This is a genomic window from Pseudoalteromonas rubra, from assembly GCF_000238295.3.
GTDB lineage: Bacteria > Pseudomonadota > Gammaproteobacteria > Enterobacterales > Alteromonadaceae > Pseudoalteromonas > Pseudoalteromonas rubra.
On record NZ_AHCD03000020.1, the window covers coordinates 121,062 to 137,788 of the forward strand.

General features: G+C 51.1%; 13 protein-coding genes and 1 pseudogene. 7 read left to right on the forward strand and 7 right to left on the reverse strand.

Going from position 1 to position 16,727, the window contains the following annotated elements; genetic code table 11:
• The first annotated feature begins 67 nt into the window (after window positions 1–67).
• Window positions 68–556, forward strand: a complete 489-nt coding sequence (locus PRUB_RS00685; protein ID WP_010383385.1) for a hypothetical protein — start codon at window positions 68–70, stop codon at window positions 554–556.
• Window positions 556–1,365: a bifunctional DNA-formamidopyrimidine glycosylase/DNA-(apurinic or apyrimidinic site) lyase gene (mutM, locus tag PRUB_RS00690; RefSeq protein WP_010383384.1), complete on the forward strand. Its 810-nt coding sequence runs from the start codon at window positions 556–558 to the stop codon at window positions 1,363–1,365. The genes PRUB_RS00685 and mutM overlap by 1 nt, the downstream gene beginning before the upstream one ends.
• Here mutM and PRUB_RS00695 read toward each other — a convergent pair.
• Window positions 1,362–2,492 (reverse strand): M20 family metallopeptidase, encoded by a 1,131-nt coding sequence (locus tag PRUB_RS00695; protein ID WP_010383383.1) that lies wholly within the window; start codon window positions 2,490–2,492, stop codon window positions 1,362–1,364. The genes mutM and PRUB_RS00695 overlap by 4 nt on opposite strands.
• A gap of 189 nt (window positions 2,493–2,681) precedes the next feature.
• Here PRUB_RS00695 and PRUB_RS00700 point away from each other — a divergent pair, with 189 nt between their 5' ends.
• The 5 genes from PRUB_RS00700 (at window position 2,682) to PRUB_RS00720 (ending at window position 10,725) form a co-directional block, all read left to right on the forward strand.
• Window positions 2,682–3,629, forward strand: a complete 948-nt coding sequence (locus PRUB_RS00700) for an ATP-grasp domain-containing protein (RefSeq protein WP_010383382.1) — start codon at window positions 2,682–2,684, stop codon at window positions 3,627–3,629.
• A 58-nt stretch (window positions 3,630–3,687) separates the two neighbouring features.
• Window positions 3,688–5,082 carry an ATP-grasp domain-containing protein gene (locus PRUB_RS00705; RefSeq protein ID WP_010383381.1) on the forward strand — a complete coding sequence of 465 codons (1,395 nt, stop codon included), beginning with the start codon at window positions 3,688–3,690 and terminating at the stop codon, window positions 5,080–5,082.
• Window positions 5,083–5,157: 75 nt separating this feature from the next.
• Window positions 5,158–7,749: a M14 family zinc carboxypeptidase gene (locus tag PRUB_RS00710; RefSeq protein WP_010383378.1), complete on the forward strand. Its 2,592-nt coding sequence runs from the start codon at window positions 5,158–5,160 to the stop codon at window positions 7,747–7,749.
• An 82-nt stretch (window positions 7,750–7,831) separates the two neighbouring features.
• Window positions 7,832–10,306: a cation:proton antiporter domain-containing protein gene (locus tag PRUB_RS00715; protein WP_010383377.1), complete on the forward strand. Its 2,475-nt coding sequence runs from the start codon at window positions 7,832–7,834 to the stop codon at window positions 10,304–10,306.
• Window positions 10,307–10,551: 245 nt separating this feature from the next.
• Window positions 10,552–10,725 (forward strand): hypothetical protein, encoded by a 174-nt coding sequence (locus PRUB_RS00720; protein WP_155946253.1) that lies wholly within the window; start codon window positions 10,552–10,554, stop codon window positions 10,723–10,725.
• A gap of 59 nt (window positions 10,726–10,784) precedes the next feature.
• Here the strand turns inward: PRUB_RS00720 and PRUB_RS00725 are convergent, their stop codons facing one another.
• From PRUB_RS00725 to PRUB_RS00760, 6 genes and pseudogenes are all read right to left on the reverse strand, one after another.
• Window positions 10,785–11,240, reverse strand: coding sequence for a DUF3299 domain-containing protein (locus PRUB_RS00725; protein ID WP_237113831.1), 456 nt, complete (start codon window positions 11,238–11,240; stop codon window positions 10,785–10,787).
• 52 nt (window positions 11,241–11,292) lie between these two features.
• Window positions 11,293–12,009 (reverse strand): annotated as a pseudogene (locus tag PRUB_RS00730) (ABC transporter permease); the annotation flags it as partial.
• A gap of 452 nt (window positions 12,010–12,461) precedes the next feature.
• Window positions 12,462–12,917 (reverse strand): DUF3299 domain-containing protein, encoded by a 456-nt coding sequence (locus tag PRUB_RS00740; RefSeq protein WP_237113831.1) that lies wholly within the window; start codon window positions 12,915–12,917, stop codon window positions 12,462–12,464.
• A 52-nt stretch (window positions 12,918–12,969) separates the two neighbouring features.
• Window positions 12,970–14,538 carry an ABC transporter permease gene (locus PRUB_RS26360; RefSeq protein ID WP_242065207.1) on the reverse strand — a complete coding sequence of 523 codons (1,569 nt, stop codon included), beginning with the start codon at window positions 14,536–14,538 and terminating at the stop codon, window positions 12,970–12,972.
• Entirely contained in the window at window positions 14,436–16,013 is a 1,578-nt protein-coding gene (locus tag PRUB_RS00755) for an ABC transporter permease (protein ID WP_242065201.1), read from the reverse strand. Before PRUB_RS00755 ends, PRUB_RS26360 begins: the two co-directional genes overlap by 103 nt.
• Window positions 16,010–16,696, reverse strand: a complete 687-nt coding sequence (locus PRUB_RS00760; RefSeq protein ID WP_010383374.1) for an ABC transporter ATP-binding protein — start codon at window positions 16,694–16,696, stop codon at window positions 16,010–16,012. The genes PRUB_RS00755 and PRUB_RS00760 overlap by 4 nt, the downstream gene beginning before the upstream one ends.
• Between the last annotated feature and the right edge of the window lie 31 nt (window positions 16,697–16,727).

Below are 16,727 nucleotides of genomic sequence, written 5' to 3' on the forward strand. Positions count from 1 at the left end.
GTGCAGGATATGATCCAGAGTCTCATCAGCCCGCCGTGTTGCGGGGTAAGCAAGCCGTGGAGTAGTTATGCGTTTGAGCCGTAAAGCATGGAATAATGTGGTGATCTTCTCTATGTTGATCATGATCTTTTTCCTTAACGGCATACATCAGAAAATTAATCCGCCAGCGGAAGAGCGCGGGAGTATGCCGCTTTTTGAACAGCAAAGCTTCGTACTGGCACTGGGTTTTCCTGGCTATAAGATTGAGCGTATAGGTACATCCTGGCGACTCAGTGCCGATGCTCAGGCCGATTGGCAGGCGCAACCGAGCACCTTAGAGGCGTTGATCACCCAGTGGCAGGAAAGCGAGCTGACTGTCACTGACAATCCAGGCCTGCCAGCGAGCGCCGCAGTGAGTGTGGCTCAGTTCTGGCTGGCTGGCAGTGAACTGCCGCTCAGCTTTCAGCTGTATCACCAGCAACAAAGCTATTATCTTTTTGCCAGACAACCACAGCGTTGGTTTAGTGTCAGTAAAGCACAGGCGCAACAGCTATTTGCCCCAATTGAGTTGAAGTAATGCCAGAATTACCAGAAGTCGAAGTCAGCCGTTTAGGCATTGAACCCCATATCCTGAGTCAGGGTGTCAGTAAAGTTATTGTGCACCAGCGTCAGTTGCGCTGGCCGGTCCCTGAGCAGGTAAGCCTGTTAGAAGGGCAAGTCATCAGTGCCGTGAAGCGGCGGGCAAAATATTTATTGCTGGAAAGCCCGTTGGGCACGGCCATCTTACACCTCGGCATGTCGGGCAACCTGCGCGTTGTGGCGCAGGATACGCCGTTAAAAAAGCACGATCACATTGAATTTCATTTTACCAATGGGCTGGCATTGCGCCTGAATGACCCGCGGCGTTTTGGCGCCTGCCTGTGGCAAGGGGCCGCTGAGGAACACAGCGTATTTGCAAAACTGGGACCGGAGCCGCTTACGGAAGCGTTTACCGCCGATCACTTGTATGCAGCCAGTCGTGGAAAAAAGGTGGCAATCAAACAGTTCATTATGGACAATCATGTCGTCGTCGGGGTGGGTAATATCTACGCCAATGAATCTTTGTTTAAGGCCGGGATCCACCCTAAACGGGAAGCCGGTAAAGTGTCATTGCAGCGCTACCAGCGCTTAACTCCCATCATTAAGGAGACCCTAGCGAGTGCCATAAAACAAGGTGGCACCACCCTGAAGGATTTTGCGCAAAGTGACGGTAAACCGGGCTACTTTGCGCAAGAGTTACTGGTCTATGGACGCAAGGGCGAACCTTGTGTCAGCTGCGAAACAACCCTGAAGGAGATCCGCCTGGGTCAACGCAGCACCGTATATTGCCCACAGTGCCAGCGTTAATCGTTGTCGCTTAGTGCAGCTTCTGGCTCGGCCTGATAGCACAGGCTGGCCAGGATCTGTGTTACTTGTTCAATACGCAGTGCAAAGCTGGACTTCAGTGCCCGCTCATGGATGGTGTGATCGCCATCGCCGTAGGGCCCAAAACCATCCAGGGTAGGCGTCCCAGTTGCGGCTGCGGTGTTTGCGTCGGATACCCCACCGCGATGTTCCACTGGCAATTCGTATCCCAGGATCTCATTGATCTCAGACAGTAAAGCGGATTGTTCATCCGTTGGTGCCATCACACCGCGTTGCAACCCGCCCTCTAACTTAACGGATACACCGGTCACTTCAATGGCCAGACAAATGTTCTCTATGCCTTCGAGTAAGCGTTGCTGTTCAGAAGCTTTGGTGAAGCGGGCTTCAACGACCATAGTGGCGGACGGTGAAATGGTATTGGCACCAATGCCACCCTGGATTTTGCCCACATTGACCGTGCTGCCTCGTTTCAGGTCGGTCAGGGCGGACATTTCCATTAACATGTTTGCCAGTGCGAAGTTGGCATCAATGCCATCACGATAGTGGTTACCTGCATGGGCTGCTTTGCCGCTAATGGTGATGGTAAAGGTCGCAATGCCTTTGCGGGCCACAACCAGTTCATGATTTTTACCAGCAGCTTCAAAGACCAGGCAGGCATCATATTGCTTGGTGATTTTTGTCGTCAGCGCTTTGCTGTCATCGCTGCCAATTTCTTCATCGCTGACCAGCAACCAGTCAATGTTATGGAGCTTGCCATATGTGCGTTTAAGCTGGCGCAATGCGTTCAGTGCAACCCAGTTGCCGCCTTTCATATCACAGACACCGGGGCCATAAACACACTCTTCGTCCTGGCTAAATTCGACAAAAGTTTCTGGCGGATACACAGTGTCCAGATGGCCCAGCAACAGGATCTGTTTGCCTGCGCCTCTGGGGGCGCGCAATAACAGATGATCGCCAATATGCTCCCTTTGATATCGAGTCAGTGTGTAGCCCAGAGGGGCGGCCAGTTCAATCATCTGCTCGCCGTGTGCATCGACACCCGGTTTGTGTTTACTGTAAGAATTACAACGAATTAAAGACGCGAGCTCATTAAAGTCAAGACTATCCATAACAGGTCCCTGCGGTAATTTTGGGCCCATCGTGGCGATTTTCGATGACAGTTGGGTGACGGAATTATGAACAGTTTTTGGATCCCGGGAGGTACAGAGGAACGATCAAAAATCTGTCACACAGTGCCCTGTAGAATAGCCTTCCTGACCAAATTTTATGCACCTGTTCAAGGACCAAGGAGACACTTTATGACACGCTCTGTTGCGGCGCCGCACGTTGGCATCTGGATGTACGAAAATGGTGGAGGGCGCGAGATTGAGCAGCGCCTGGTTCACGCTCTGGCTGAGCGCGGGATCCAAACCAGCACCGGGCTCAATTTACGAGATGCCCGGGCAAAAGATGGCCAGATAACCTGTAATGGTGTCGTGATGGAACAGCTGGATACGTTTTTGAGTTACAACGCCGGCCAGCAAACCCAGTTTCAGGTGTATCTCTATCAGGCGCTGAGCCAGGCCATTCCCACGCTAAACAACTATGATGCGTTTGCGCTTGCCGAAGACAAATTTCGCACCTCACACCTACTCAACAGCCAGGGGATCTGCACCGCGGACTATCGTCTGTGCCATAAAAACGACATGGATGGGTTAAAGCACGCACTCAGAGACTTTGGTGGCAAGCTGATTTACAAGCCCACTGATGGCTGGGGTGGCGTTGGCATTGTCAAAATCGACAGTGAGCAGGCGCTGGACATGTTGTTGCCATTTCTGAGTCGTACCGACTTACGTTACTTTTATGTTGAGCGGTTCATTGACTACGATAATACCGACTTCCGTATCGATGTGGTGGATGGCAAATTTGTCGGCTGTTATGGCCGTAAAGCGCCCAAGGATGACTGGAAAACCAATATCACCAGTGGTGGCTCTGTGTTTGTCCGTGAACCCGACGACGAAGTGGTCGATCTGGCGATCCGCGCCGCGAACACATTAGGTCTGGAGATAGCGGGTGTTGATCTGATCTACGATCGGGAGCGGGAAGAATATGTGGTGCTGGAAGTGAATACCATACCGGCTTTCGCAACACCTGAGCAAGAAGCGCTGGGGATCAATTTTAACCAGGCCAAGATCGACGCCATGGTGGATTTGATTGAGCGCACTGCGACTCAAAAGCATGCCCTGCATACGCACAAAGTGGCCTGATGGCCATATTACTGACCCATTTTACTAACCCATTAATTTTGCCAAGGTGGCCCGAGCAATGACTGCAAAACCCAAACTCCCAAAGATTGGACTTCTCTATCTGGATTACGTGTTACGTTTTTTTGATAAATCCAACTTCAAAGGTTGGCCAGATAAAATCGAAACTGTGGTATATCACTGGGGCAATGACAAAGCGCGCTTTATTGCCGAAGTGAAGCAAAAGCAAATTGATGTGCTGATTGGCAATATACCCGCAACTGCCTATGAAACGTTCCGCGAAATTGCCCGTGCATTGCCGCATGTACGCTTTTTGCCCTCGCTGGACAGTCAGTTTTCTAATAAATCAAAAGAGAACGTGACGCATTTTTGTCGTAAGTACAAGTTACCGGCACCGCATACGGAAATCTTTTACGTACCTGAAAAAGCAAAGCGTTATCTCAGCCAGGCCACGTACCCTAAGATCATCAAGCGCTCGTATGGTCCGTCAAATTACGGCGGCTACTTTGTGCATAAAGTCGATAACTACGACGAAGCGATGGCATTACTGACAGAGAAAAAATACTACCCGGCTTATGTACAAGACTTTGTGCCGATGGAAGCTGATATTCGCGTTATGCTGGTGGGTCACAAACCCGTATGTGCTTTCTGGCGTCGTCCTCCTGAAGGAGAGTGGTTAACCAACACCAGCCAGGGTGGCAGCATGGATTATCAGGCAGTCCCTAAGTCGGTACTTAAGCTGGCGACCGCCGCCTCAAAAGCAGCCAACGCGGAATACTGGGCCTGTGATATTGCGCTGGGCAAAGATGGCAAGTTACGCATTTTAGAATGTGCCACGGCATTTGCTGCGTTCCCTTATATTCGAGATTGGATAGGCCAGTATCTGATGTGGCTGCTCTCGGATGGTCACTTCCGCAAGCCAACGATCCCGCTGTATAACTGGGAAGAGCTTGGCAAAATTGATTCACGTCTGCTGCGCACGATGCGCCATATCGGCTTTTCCAGTTACACACCAAGTCAGGACTGTGGCGAGGTATTTCATGGTATGGATGAGCAGCATTTTCCTATCCTGGATACCCAGTACCAGCGCCTTGAAGAGTGGCCAAGTGAGATCTGGAATTTGCAGGACAACTTTGTGTTGCACGCTAAATCGGCCGCAGCCAAAGCCTGCCAGCCTATTCCTGGCAGTGATGAGCATGCTGGTCTGGAGCTGAATAGTTATCCCGCGCCTGTGTTCGATGATGCTCAGATCCGGGAGATCCTGGCACAGGTGAAAGGCATTGGCGACAAGATGATCGATGAGATCATGTCGACCTTTGGTGCACATGGCGTCGTTGAAGCGCTAAACACTGAGCCGCAACAACTTTGTGTGGTGAAAAACCTTAAGGACAAAAAATTAGAAAAGATCGTCGCACACTGGCAACAAGTCATGCCGTCTGGAATGACCACACATTAGTGTTTCTTGCTGTACCGGATCAGGCAGGCCTGATCCGGGTTATAGCTTTTCGTTTTCCGCAACTGAGCAACCGCTATGAAAATCCAATACGCGTCCTATCAGGACACCATAGAGTTCCTGCAAAGCGCCATGAGCGCGCATCCCCATTTGATCCGTTTACAGAGCATAGGTGAAACCTGGGAAGGCCGACCGATCATGCTGGTGACCATCTCGCTGGATGTCACCTACGCCGACGATAAACCGGCGTTACTGTATACCGGATCAATTCATGCGCGGGAGTGGATTGGCAATGAGTTGGCGGTGAAGTTTGTTCAGTATGTGATTGATAACTATCGTTTCAACCCGAAGCTACAAAATGCTTTGACCCGTAATACTTTGTATATGGTGCCGTGCCTGAATCCGGATGGCTTTGAGTATTCCCGCAACCACTTCTCATTCTGGCGCAAGAATCGGCGTAACAATGGTGATGGGACGTTTGGGGTGGACTTAAACCGCAATTTCGATGCGAAGTTTATGCGTAATCAGAACACAGGATCGAATACCTATGGCGGGCCTCACGCGTTTTCTGAGCCAGAAACCTGTGCTATTCGTGATTTTGTAGAAAGCCACGAGAACATTCGTATCGCACTGGATTATCACTCCCAGGGCAATGTGTTTTTTCCGGCACATAAGTTCAATCATGAAGTAGAAATCGAAGGGACCGACTTGAATGTGCTGTGCGCTAATATGAACCACGAAATCAAAAAGGTGACTGGTCGCCAGTACGGGATCCATCGGGGCAAACCGCCAGCTCAGCTGATCCACGGCAGTGGCCGTGAGTACTATTATCGCAAGGGGATCATTGCCACCGTGGTGGAAGTGGGCACGCGTAACATTCCGGATTATATGAAAAATATGTCCGAGAGTGTGGCCGAGAATATTCCAGCCGTACAATATGCGCTGAGTGAGGCGATCAATTACTCGCCGTTGGCACCCAAGCGAGTGGCAGGCTTTACCATCAAATCCGTGGCCCATGACAGTGTTGAGCTGGAATGGCAATATGAGGATCGTGATGATATCTATTTTGAAGTCTATCGCAGTCAGCATAACAAAAACCCATGTGGTGAAGAGACCTTAGTCGCCATTACTAAAACGCTGAGCTTTACGGATAGTCAGCTGCTCAGCGGACACAGTTATTTTTACAACATTCGTGCCGTGGACAAGGTGACTAAGATAAAGTCGCCATTCAGCCCGGAGCTGCGGCTGAAAACCCGTCTGGCACGAACTGAAAGTGCCCGTACTTTGTTCCCTGCTCGTGAGTCGGTGGGCTACTTATCGCAAAATAATCAGGTCAAAAATAAAGAACACTTTGGTTATAACTCTATGTTTATTGGGGTTGATAAGAAACGTGGTGTCAGCATGGGCGTGGTGCAGTTTGATCTCAGCAGTATCAACGCAGGATCGCAGATCTTAAGCGCCCAGTTCTTTATATATCCTATGAACCGGGTAGCAGCCAAAATTGAAAAATATGGTGAGTGGTCGGTGGCGATCCTTGATGCTGAGCAGATTGAAGACATCTATGACTACGCTGCCATTGCAGAGGCTAAGCCTTTGCATACGCTGGGGCAAACCATTGAGTCTGACAAACTGACTCAGGGGATCTGGCTGAAATGGCAATTTAATGGCGTTGAGCGTAGCTTGCTGGCCAAACTCTTAAAACAGCAGCGTCTGTTACTGCGGTTGCAGGGCCCTAAAAAATTGCCGCTGGGCAAAGACTCTCAGGTGATGCAGTTTGATATCGGCTATGGGCCATTTGGTAGCGGTTTACATTATCGGCCCAATCTGGAGCTGGTTTATCAGTTGCCCGAACAGCAACTGGTCCTGAGTCCATTGGCCTGTAATACCATTTATAAAGACAAGGTGGTGGCCGAAAAATTGGCATCCGGGTTCGATACCGAAGGCGATATTGTGTACGGACAGATGTCGTTTGACTTAAATGTGGACTTGCCTGTGGAGCGTACCGTGTTTACTAATGCCTGTCTGACGGTGCGCTCGTGCAATTCCATCGCATCTGCGCGGGATGTGCGCTTTACCATAGAGTTGGTGGAATTGCGGGACGTGGATTATCAACACGTTAAGCAACGTCAGAAAATAGAGTATATCGGCTATGAGGTCAGCAATGAGCAACTCAGAGAGCGCGCCGAGCATCACTTTATTTTCGACAGCTATAGCTTGCAGGAGCTGGAGCGTTTACATCAGGCACAGACACCCTTTTACTTTATTATTCGCGCTACGGCGGAGTCGCAGGCAACGGATGCACTGGTAAACTGGACCAACTGTCAGGATCAGCAACCCGCTCAGCTGAAAATAGATTACATTGCGCGACGCAAACATCCGGTGGCCGCACCACATAATCTACAAACTCAGGTCGAAAACGGCGTAGTGAAACTGACCTGGGACAATGCAGAGGATGAAGATCTGGTGGGCTTTTTCGTGGTACGCAACCGCTTCCATCCGCCACGTTCCCCATTTGATGGCGTAAAGCTATATGGCGGTCGGGACAACTATACCCTGGATAATTTTGGTACGCCGGATATTGCTAAGTATTATGCGGTGTTTAGCTATGATGATGTGCCCAATTACTCGCAGCCGGTGACGATTTACTATCCGGGCAAAACTGAGGGCTGAGTTTTTTGCCCATAAACTAACAGGGCCAGTCTGAGTGGACTAAGCTTACTGCATTCTGAGCGCATCGGTTAAGGTGGCTGGTATGCAGTTTGAGTCTGGCATTCTGGTCCTGGTATTTTTGATTTTGGCCCTGTTTATTGGGGCGCTGACCCGTCATGTCCTGAAAAATACCCAGATCCCCTATACCGTAGCGTTGCTGGTGATTGGGATCTGTATTGGCCTGGCACAGCGTGGCGATGTCTTTAGTGGTGACACTCAGATGGTCGGCGATACCTTAACCCTGGTTGCCGACATCGACCCGCACCTGTTTTTATTTTTATTCCTGCCGACACTTATCTTTGAGAGCGCTTTTGCGATGGAAGTGCATTTGTTCCGCCGCATGTTTACCCAGATAGCTATTTTAGCCGTGCCTGGCCTGATGCTGGCCATCTGGCTGACGGCCGAATTATTACATATGAGCGTGCCCGAGCACTGGCAATGGAGCTGGGCCATGTGCCTGATGTTCGGTGCCCTGATCAGTGCTACCGATCCGGTTGCTGTGGTGGCTTTACTGAAGGAAGTGAGTTCGCGTAAACGCCTCGAAACCCTGATTGAGGGCGAGTCTTTGCTCAATGATGGTACCGCCATCGTGTTTTTCAGTTTGTTCTATGTCTGGGTGCTTGCCAGCAGCGGCGGAGAGGGAGCCATGATGGCTTCACCGGTGCAAGCTGTCGGGCAGTTTGCCGGTGTGGTACTGGTCGGTTTGGCGATAGGTCTGGTACTGGGTGGGTTATGTATTATGTGGATCGATCGGGTGTTTAACGATCCTATGATAGAGATCACGCTGACCATCGCGGCAGCATATTCAGCCTTTTTTATCTCCGAGTCGTTTCATGTTTCCGGCGTGGTGGCTGTGGTGACGCTGGCACTGGTGCTGGCCAGTGTGGGGCGGACTCGGATCAGCCCCGAGGTGGCGGGGTTTTTACATCACTTTTGGGAAATGATGGCGCACATTGCCAATACCTGTATTTTTCTGCTGGTGGGGATCCTGGTGGCCATTCGGGTGCCGCTGGATGATCTACAGGCGTGGCAAACACTGGGTATTTTGTACGTCGGGATCATGCTGATCCGCGCGACATCCATCACTGTGTTTACGCCATTGTTGAGCCGCATAGGGGTCGGTATTACCTTCGAAAAAGCCAGTGTCTTATGTTGGGGCGGGTTGCGAGGGGCTGTATCTCTGGCGCTGGCTTTGACGGTGGCAGCGAGCGAGGCGATCCCAAAGGAGATCAGTGATCGCATGTTGTTTTTATGTGCCGGGATTGTGGTCCTGACGATTTTAATCAATGGCGGCACTATGGGCATGTTGCTGAAGTTCCTGCGCCTCGACAGTCTGCCCCCGGCCAAACAAGCCACGGTCGACAAAGCCAATCAGCAAGTGGCCAATACCCTGCAAACCATGCTGCCGACTATGATGGATAGCCCCTTCTTGCGCGGGGCTGACTGGCAACAGGTGAAAGCCCAGGTCAAGCTCGGAGCTATGGCGCAAACCGATCCGGATGCGCCGATCGACCAGGCGGATTTAGACACGGCTTTTTTGCGCCGCTTACTGGAAACCGAACGCAAACATTACTGGACTCAGTTTGAGCAAGGCACATTGGGAAAACGGGCAACCAATTTGCTGGTTGAAGCGGTTGAACTGGCGCTGGATGGTGAGCCCTGCATTGGTCAGCGTGATAGCTTGCTGGCAACCTGGCAAGTACCCGGCTGGCTGGAGCGAATGCGGGGTATAGCCTGGTTAGAGCGGACGTTATTACGATTATACTTTGAGCGTCTGGTGGTGGGGTATGATGTGGCCAGGGGCTTTATTCAGGCGCAGGAAGCGCTGGAAAGTCATATTGATACCTTATCGCCGAACGCCCAGATAGCGGCACAGGTGCGCCAGCAGGTGCAGGATAACATGGCTCAGACCATCGCACGCATCAATGAGCTACAGGAAACGTTTCCGGATATAGTGCAGGCGCTTCAGTCACAGGCTGCAACCCGGCTACTGCTGAACCGTGAGCGTGCTGTGATTAAAGAGCAGCTCAAGCTGGCAGTGCTCGACAAACCCGAAGCCAGCCGGTTGCTGGAAGACGTCGAAAAGCGTATGGCGGCGCTGCAACAGGCATCGATTTTTCGCCAGACGGAGGCGGCACAATTGGATCAGCAGATCCCCTGGTTACACGGCGTCACACAGAGCACCCGTGAACAAATTAGCAGTTGTCAGGAGCGCGGTATTTACGATGTGGGTCAGGTGCTGATAAGACAAGGTAAATCGCTGAGTAAACTGGGTGTGATTTACCGGGGCAGTGTGCGAGAAGTGGTTGCGGGTGGACAGGGCAATAGCCAGGTTGTTGTCAGGGGGCCGGGCGAGACGCTCGGCATAACGGCTTTATTAACGGGCTCATCTGCCCTGGATTATCTGGCTGAAACGCCCTGTGAAGTGGTGTGGATCCCAGTTGATAAACTGAAAACACTGATGCAGGAAGACCCCAAATTGATGCATATCCTCTGCCAGCAATTGGCACTGTGGTAGCTTTGCATTTGGCTAAAATATATGCAATGGTGGTAGGGTGCTAAAAAGCACGTCTTTCAAAATAATACCAATTTCACTTAATACCTGGTCTATTTGAAGGAGCAAATAGGACGCTAACAGCGTTAAAAATTTCTCATTTAGAACAACTAAATAGCAAAATTTTTGCCTTGTTATCGACCCTATTTTCTCGCCTCAAAATAGATCACTTAATTAAGCAAATTGGTATAACAATAAGGAAATACACTATGAAATTAAAATTAAACAAAAAATCGATGAAGCAGTTGGGTGGCCAGGCGCGTTCACTGGATGGTGCACAAACACCGCAGGTTGCCGGTGGCGTAAGGTATACTGAGCGCGACTCGTGTAACACGGTTGCCGTTATATGCGATACCTATCATTTCAGAAGCTGTCTTTGCTAAGGCTGGACTGGCTATCTAGTGGCTCATCATTGAGCCACTTTCAGACAGATAACCTACGTTTATAATTCAAACGGCGCGACGCCAACCGCGTCCATCTTATAACCGGTTTGCGCCAGATCACCCTTCCAGGTTGCGACCTTCATAGTACCCGTTACAGTAATTGCATCATACAGGCTGTCGATGGGCACCCCATTCTTGATTTTGACATGTACAATCTGGTTGGGCGGTGGGGGTGGTACATGAATACATGCCCCGAAGTAAGGCACCAGTAAGAACTCAGTGATCACTTCACTGTCTCCTTCAAGCGGCACTACAAACCCGGGCAAGCTCACTTGCTTACCATCTAAGCTTTTCACGACCGGGGCATCAAGATCCGGCTGTACCCAGTTTTGCTGATCGCCATCATGACTGGCCGCGGCGTCCTGATTGCTGATTTGGACATGGCCTTTTGGGATCAGATCATCCCAGAAAATTTCTTTAGGCGGTGCTGCCTGTGCCTGCACGCAAAACAGCATCAGCGTTGTGCATAGCCAGAAAATAGTGCGTAATGGTGTCATTCAAAACCTCTTATAGCTTAATGCTCATGCCATCGCTGAGCGAATAGAAATAGGCCCGGGTTGCAGGCAATATGCCCATCAGTGTGCCGGCCGCCATAATAACGCCGATCAACATGAGTTCATAGTGACTGAGCAGTGAAATGCTCAGGCTAATCCCGAACTGACTTTGTAGCGTACCTTGTGCCAGTGCAATCAGGGCGTAAAACAAGGCAATGCCTAATGTGCAGCCTGCTGCAGTAATTAAGATAGCCTCGCTGCTCATTAGAGTGAAAATGTGTCGTGGTCGCGCGCCCACAGAGCGCAAAATGGCCAGTTCTCGGCGGCGCTGGTTGAGCGTCGCCAACAAGGTGGTCAGCATGCCCAGCAGGCTGATCAAAACCACCACGGCAGAAAACAGTAGCAGGATCTTTTCTACCAGGCCCAGCATGCGCCACAGCTCACGTAATGTGACGCCGGGCATGATGGCCAGCAGCGGCTCTGCTTTGTAATTATTGATATTCCGGCGGATCTGCAAGGTGTATAACGGGGAGTCCAGCCCCATTAAAAATGCCGTGATCTGTTTGGGTTCACCAATCAGATCGCCATGCAGATCTGCGGGTGCTGGTACCGCAACTGCGATGGTGTCGGGCTTATCGTGTCCGTGACCGTGGTCATGGCTGTCATGGTGCTTATGTTCATCTGCATGGTCGTGGTCATGGCTGTCATGGTGCTTATGTTCATCTGCATGGTCGTGGTCATGGCTGTCATGGTGCTTATGTTCATCTGCATGGTCGTGGTCATGGCTGTCATGGTGCTTATGTTCATCTGCATGGTCGTGGTCATGGCTGTCATGGTGCTTATGTTCATCTGCATGGTCGTGGTCATGGCTGTCATGGTGCTTATGTTCATCTGCATGGTCGTGGTCATGGCTGTCATGGTGCTTATGTTCATAATAAGGAAATACACTATGAAATTAAAATTAAACAAAAAATCGATGAAGCAGTTGGGTGGCCAGGCGCGTTCACTGGATGGTGCACAAACACCGCAGGTTGCCGGTGGCGTAAGGTATACTGAGCGCGACTCGTGTAACACGGTTGCCGTTATATGCGATACCTATCATTTCAGAAGCTGTCTTTGCTAAGGCTGGACTGGCTATCTAGTGGCTCATCATTGAGCCACTTTCAGACAGATAACCTACGTTTATAATTCAAACGGCGCGACGCCAACCGCGTCCATCTTATAACCGGTTTGCGCCAGATCACCCTTCCAGGTTGCGACCTTCATAGTACCCGTTACAGTAATTGCATCATACAGGCTGTCGATGGGCACCCCATTCTTGATTTTGACATGTACAATCTGGTTGGGCGGTGGGGGTGGTACATGAATACATGCCCCGAAGTAAGGCACCAGTAAGAACTCAGTGATCACTTCACTGTCTCCTTCAAGCGGCACTACAAACCCGGGCAAGCTCACTTGCTTACCATCTAAGCTTTTCACGACCGGGGCATCAAGATCCGGCTGTACCCAGTTTTGCTGATCGCCATCATGACTGGCCGCGGCGTCCTGATTGCTGATTTGGACATGGCCTTTTGGGATCAGATCATCCCAGAAAATTTCTTTAGGCGGTGCTGCCTGTGCCTGCACGCAAAACAGCATCAGCGTTGTGCATAGCCAGAAAATAGTGCGTAATGGTGTCATTCAAAACCTCTTATAGCTTAATGCTCATGCCATCGCTGAGCGAATAGAAATAGGCCCGGGTTGCAGGCAATATGCCCATCAGTGTGCCGGCCGCCATAATAACGCCGATCAACATGAGTTCATAGTGACTGAGCAGTGAAATGCTCAGGCTAATCCCGAACTGACTTTGTAGCGTACCTTGTGCCAGTGCAATCAGGGCGTAAAACAAGGCAATGCCTAATGTGCAGCCTGCTGCAGTAATTAAGATAGCCTCGCTGCTCATTAGAGTGAAAATGTGTCGTGGTCGCGCGCCCACAGAGCGCAAAATGGCCAGTTCTCGGCGGCGCTGGTTGAGCGTCGCCAACAAGGTGGTCAGCATGCCCAGCAGGCTGATCAAAACCACCACGGCAGAAAACAGTAGCAGGATCTTTTCTACCAGGCCCAGCATGCGCCACAGCTCACGTAATGTGACGCCGGGCATGATGGCCAGCAGCGGCTCTGCTTTGTAATTATTGATATTCCGGCGGATCTGCAAGGTGTATAACGGGGAGTCCAGCCCCATTAAAAATGCCGTGATCTGTTTGGGTTCACCAATCAGATCGCCATGCAGATCTGCGGGTGCTGGTACCGCAACTGCGATGGTGTCGGGCTTATCGTGTCCGTGACCGTGGTCATGGCTGTCATGGTGCTTATGTTCATCTGCATGGTCGTGGTCATGGCTGTCATGGTGCTTATGTTCATCTGCATGGTCGTGGTCATGGCTGTCATGGTGCTTATGTTCATCTGCATGGTCGTGGTCATGGCTGTCATGGTGCTTATGTTCATCTGCATGGTCGTGGTCATGGCTGTCATGGTGCTTATGTTCATCTGCATGGTCGTGGTCATGGCTGTCATGGTGCTTATGTTCATCTGCATGGTCGTGGTCATGGCTGTCATGGTGCTTATGTTCATCTGCATGGTCGTGGTCATGGCTGTCATGGTGCTTATGTTCATCTGCATGGTCGTGGTCATGGCTGTCATGGTGCTTATGTTCATCTGCATGGTCGTGGTCATGGCTGTCATGGTGCTTATGTTCATCTGCATGGTCGTGGTCATGGCTGTCATGGTGCTTATGTTCATCTGCATGGTCGTGGTCATGGCTGTCATGGTGCTTATGTTCATCTGCATGGTCGTGGTCATGGCTGTCATGGTGCTTATGTTCATCTGCATGGTCGTGGTCATGGCTGTCATGGTGCTTATGTTCATCTGCATGGCCGTGGTCATGACTGTCATTGTGGTCATGTTCATCTGCATGATCATGCGTGTGTCCAGCTGGCTGTTTTGGTTTACCTATCATGCGGGGGGTTGATTTAGGCTGGCTATGCATGGCCTCGATGGCCGCCAGTGGCACATGCACGGTTTTATCGACCGGTGTGCCGGTCGGTGCCAGGATCCCAACTATGGTCATCGGATTATCATCGTGGTGATGGAAGCTGGTATTGCCCATACCGTGTGAAATCACAATTTGCTGACCAAGCTGGTAATGCATTTTTTGGGCGACGTCACTGCCCAGCACCACTTCCTGCGCATTAACAAAAGCGCGGCCTGCGGCGAATGCCAGCGTTTGTTTCTTACCATAGCGAAAGTGTTCAAAGTAAGCGCTGTCGGTGCCCAGTACTGCATGACAATAACGCCGATCAACATGAGTTCATAGTGACTGAGCAGTGAAATGCTCAGGCTAATCCCGAACTGACTTTGTAGCGTACCTTGTGCCAGTGCAATCAGGGCGTAAAACAAGGCAATGCCTAATGTGCAGCCTGCTGCAGTAATTAAGATAGCCTCGCTGCTCATTAGAGTGAAAATGTGTCGTGGTCGCGCGCCCACAGAGCGCAAAATGGCCAGTTCTCGGCGGCGCTGGTTGAGCGTCGCCAACAAGGTGGTCAGCATGCCCAGCAGGCTGATCAAAACCACCACGGCAGAAAACAGTAGCAGGATCTTTTCTACCAGGCCCAGCATGCGCCACAGCTCACGTAATGTGACGCCGGGCATGATGGCCAGCAGCGGCTCTGCTTTGTAATTATTGATATTCCGGCGGATCTGCAAGGTGTATAACGGGGAGTCCAGCCCCATTAAAAATGCCGTGATCTGTTTGGGTTCACCAATCAGATCGCCATGCAGATCTGCGGGTGCTGGTACCGCAACTGCGATGGTGTCGGGCTTATCGTGTCCGTGACCGTGGTCATGGCTGTCATGGTGCTTATGTTCATCTACATGGCCGTGGTCATGGCTGTCATGGTGCTTATGTTCATCTGCATGGTCGTGGTCATGGCTGTCATGGTGCTTATGTTCATCTGCATGGCCGTGGTCATGACTGTCATTGTGGTCATGTTCATCTGCATGATCATGCGTGTGTCCAGCTGGCTGTTTTGGTTTACCTATCATGCGGGGGGTTGATTTAGGCTGGCTATGCATGGCCTCGATGGCCGCCAGTGGCACATGCACGGTTTTATCGACCGGTGTGCCGGTCGGTGCCAGGATCCCAACTATGGTCATCGGATTATCATCGTGGTGATGGAAGCTGGTATTGCCCATACCGTGTGAAATCACAATTTGCTGACCAAGCTGGTAATGCATTTTTTGGGCGACGTCACTGCCCAGCACCACTTCCTGCGCATTAACAAAAGCGCGGCCTGCGGCGAATGCCAGCGTTTGTTTCTTACCATAGCGAAAGTGTTCAAAGTAAGCGCTGTCGGTGCCCAGTACTGCATGACCTTTGTGGCTGTCGCCCAGGCTGATGGGAATAGTCCAGCTCACACCTCGCTGAGCTTTTATGTCCTGATAGCTGTCCCAGCTCACACTGTTATTGGCATGACCGATGCGAAAGACACTGGAGAGCAGCAGCTGGATGTCGCCACTGCGGGCTCCGACGATAAGATCGGTACCTGATACGGTATTGCTAAAGCTGCTTTTCGCTTCCTGACGCACCCTTTCAATGGTCAGCAGTAGCATCACACTGATGGCAATGGTGAACAGGGTCAGCAGCACGCTGGCTTTGCGGTTGAGCATACTTTTGCTCGCCAGACTGATTAATCTCATTGGCTTGCTCCGTTTAATTCAACCAGACTCAGGTGTTTGTCGAACAAAGGAGCCAGGCTGCTGTCATGACTGACGAATAAAATGGTTGCGCCATATTGGCTGGCTTCTTTGAATAACAACTCGATAAAGGTATTGCGATTGTCGGCGTCCAGTGCGGAGGTGGGCTCGTCAGCAATGATCAACTCAGGCTGACCGATAAAGGCCCGGGCTGCGGCAACGCGCTGTTGCTGGCCAATACTCAGCTGAGCCACTGAACGTGACATAATGCTGGCATCCAGGCCAAGTTCCTGTAACAACAGTTCGGCCTGCTGAGCCAGGGTTTTGCCCGACGTCTTAATACGGTCGGTACGGCTGCGGGAAAAATGGCAGCCGAGCATGACATTTTCAACCGGACTCAGGTAAGGCAGTAAATTGAAGTTCTGAAAGATTGTGCCGATGTGATCGGCTCTGAATTTGTCTCTGGCGGCATCGCTGAGCTGTGCCAGATCACTGTTAAGCAAGCGGATGCTGCCGGCTTCTGGCTTGTTAATTCCGCTCAGCAGTCCCAGCAGCGTTGATTTACCACTGCCGCTTGGGCCATGTAAAAAGACCCGCTCACCGGCGGCGACTTCAAGTTTGGGTATGTTGAGGGTGGCGTCGGCGGCACCGGGCCAGCGAAAAATCAGGTCGTTAATCTCTAACATAGTCTCACATCAATGGCGGATCACGCCCGCA

What these genes read in the sequence shown, in the direction of transcription:
- PRUB_RS00685 (WP_010383385.1), top strand. Translation starts at nt 68, where the DNA reads ATGCGTTTGAGCCGTAAAGCATGGAATAATGTGGTGATCTTCTCTATG.
- mutM (WP_010383384.1), top strand. Translation starts at nt 556, where the DNA reads ATGCCAGAATTACCAGAAGTCGAAGTCAGCCGTTTAGGCATTGAACCC.
- PRUB_RS00695 (WP_010383383.1), bottom strand. Translation starts at nt 2,492, where the DNA reads ATGGATAGTCTTGACTTTAATGAGCTCGCGTCTTTAATTCGTTGTAAT.
- PRUB_RS00700 (WP_010383382.1), top strand. Translation starts at nt 2,682, where the DNA reads ATGACACGCTCTGTTGCGGCGCCGCACGTTGGCATCTGGATGTACGAA.
- PRUB_RS00705 (WP_010383381.1), top strand. Translation starts at nt 3,688, where the DNA reads ATGACTGCAAAACCCAAACTCCCAAAGATTGGACTTCTCTATCTGGAT.
- PRUB_RS00710 (WP_010383378.1), top strand. Translation starts at nt 5,158, where the DNA reads ATGAAAATCCAATACGCGTCCTATCAGGACACCATAGAGTTCCTGCAA.
- PRUB_RS00715 (WP_010383377.1), top strand. Translation starts at nt 7,832, where the DNA reads ATGCAGTTTGAGTCTGGCATTCTGGTCCTGGTATTTTTGATTTTGGCC.
- PRUB_RS00720 (WP_155946253.1), top strand. Translation starts at nt 10,552, where the DNA reads ATGAAATTAAAATTAAACAAAAAATCGATGAAGCAGTTGGGTGGCCAG.
- PRUB_RS00725 (WP_237113831.1), bottom strand. Translation starts at nt 11,240, where the DNA reads ATGCTGTTTTGCGTGCAGGCACAGGCAGCACCGCCTAAAGAAATTTTC.
- PRUB_RS00740 (WP_237113831.1), bottom strand. Translation starts at nt 12,917, where the DNA reads ATGCTGTTTTGCGTGCAGGCACAGGCAGCACCGCCTAAAGAAATTTTC.
- PRUB_RS00755 (WP_242065201.1), bottom strand. Translation starts at nt 16,013, where the DNA reads ATGAGATTAATCAGTCTGGCGAGCAAAAGTATGCTCAACCGCAAAGCC.
- PRUB_RS00760 (WP_010383374.1), bottom strand. Translation starts at nt 16,696, where the DNA reads ATGTTAGAGATTAACGACCTGATTTTTCGCTGGCCCGGTGCCGCCGAC.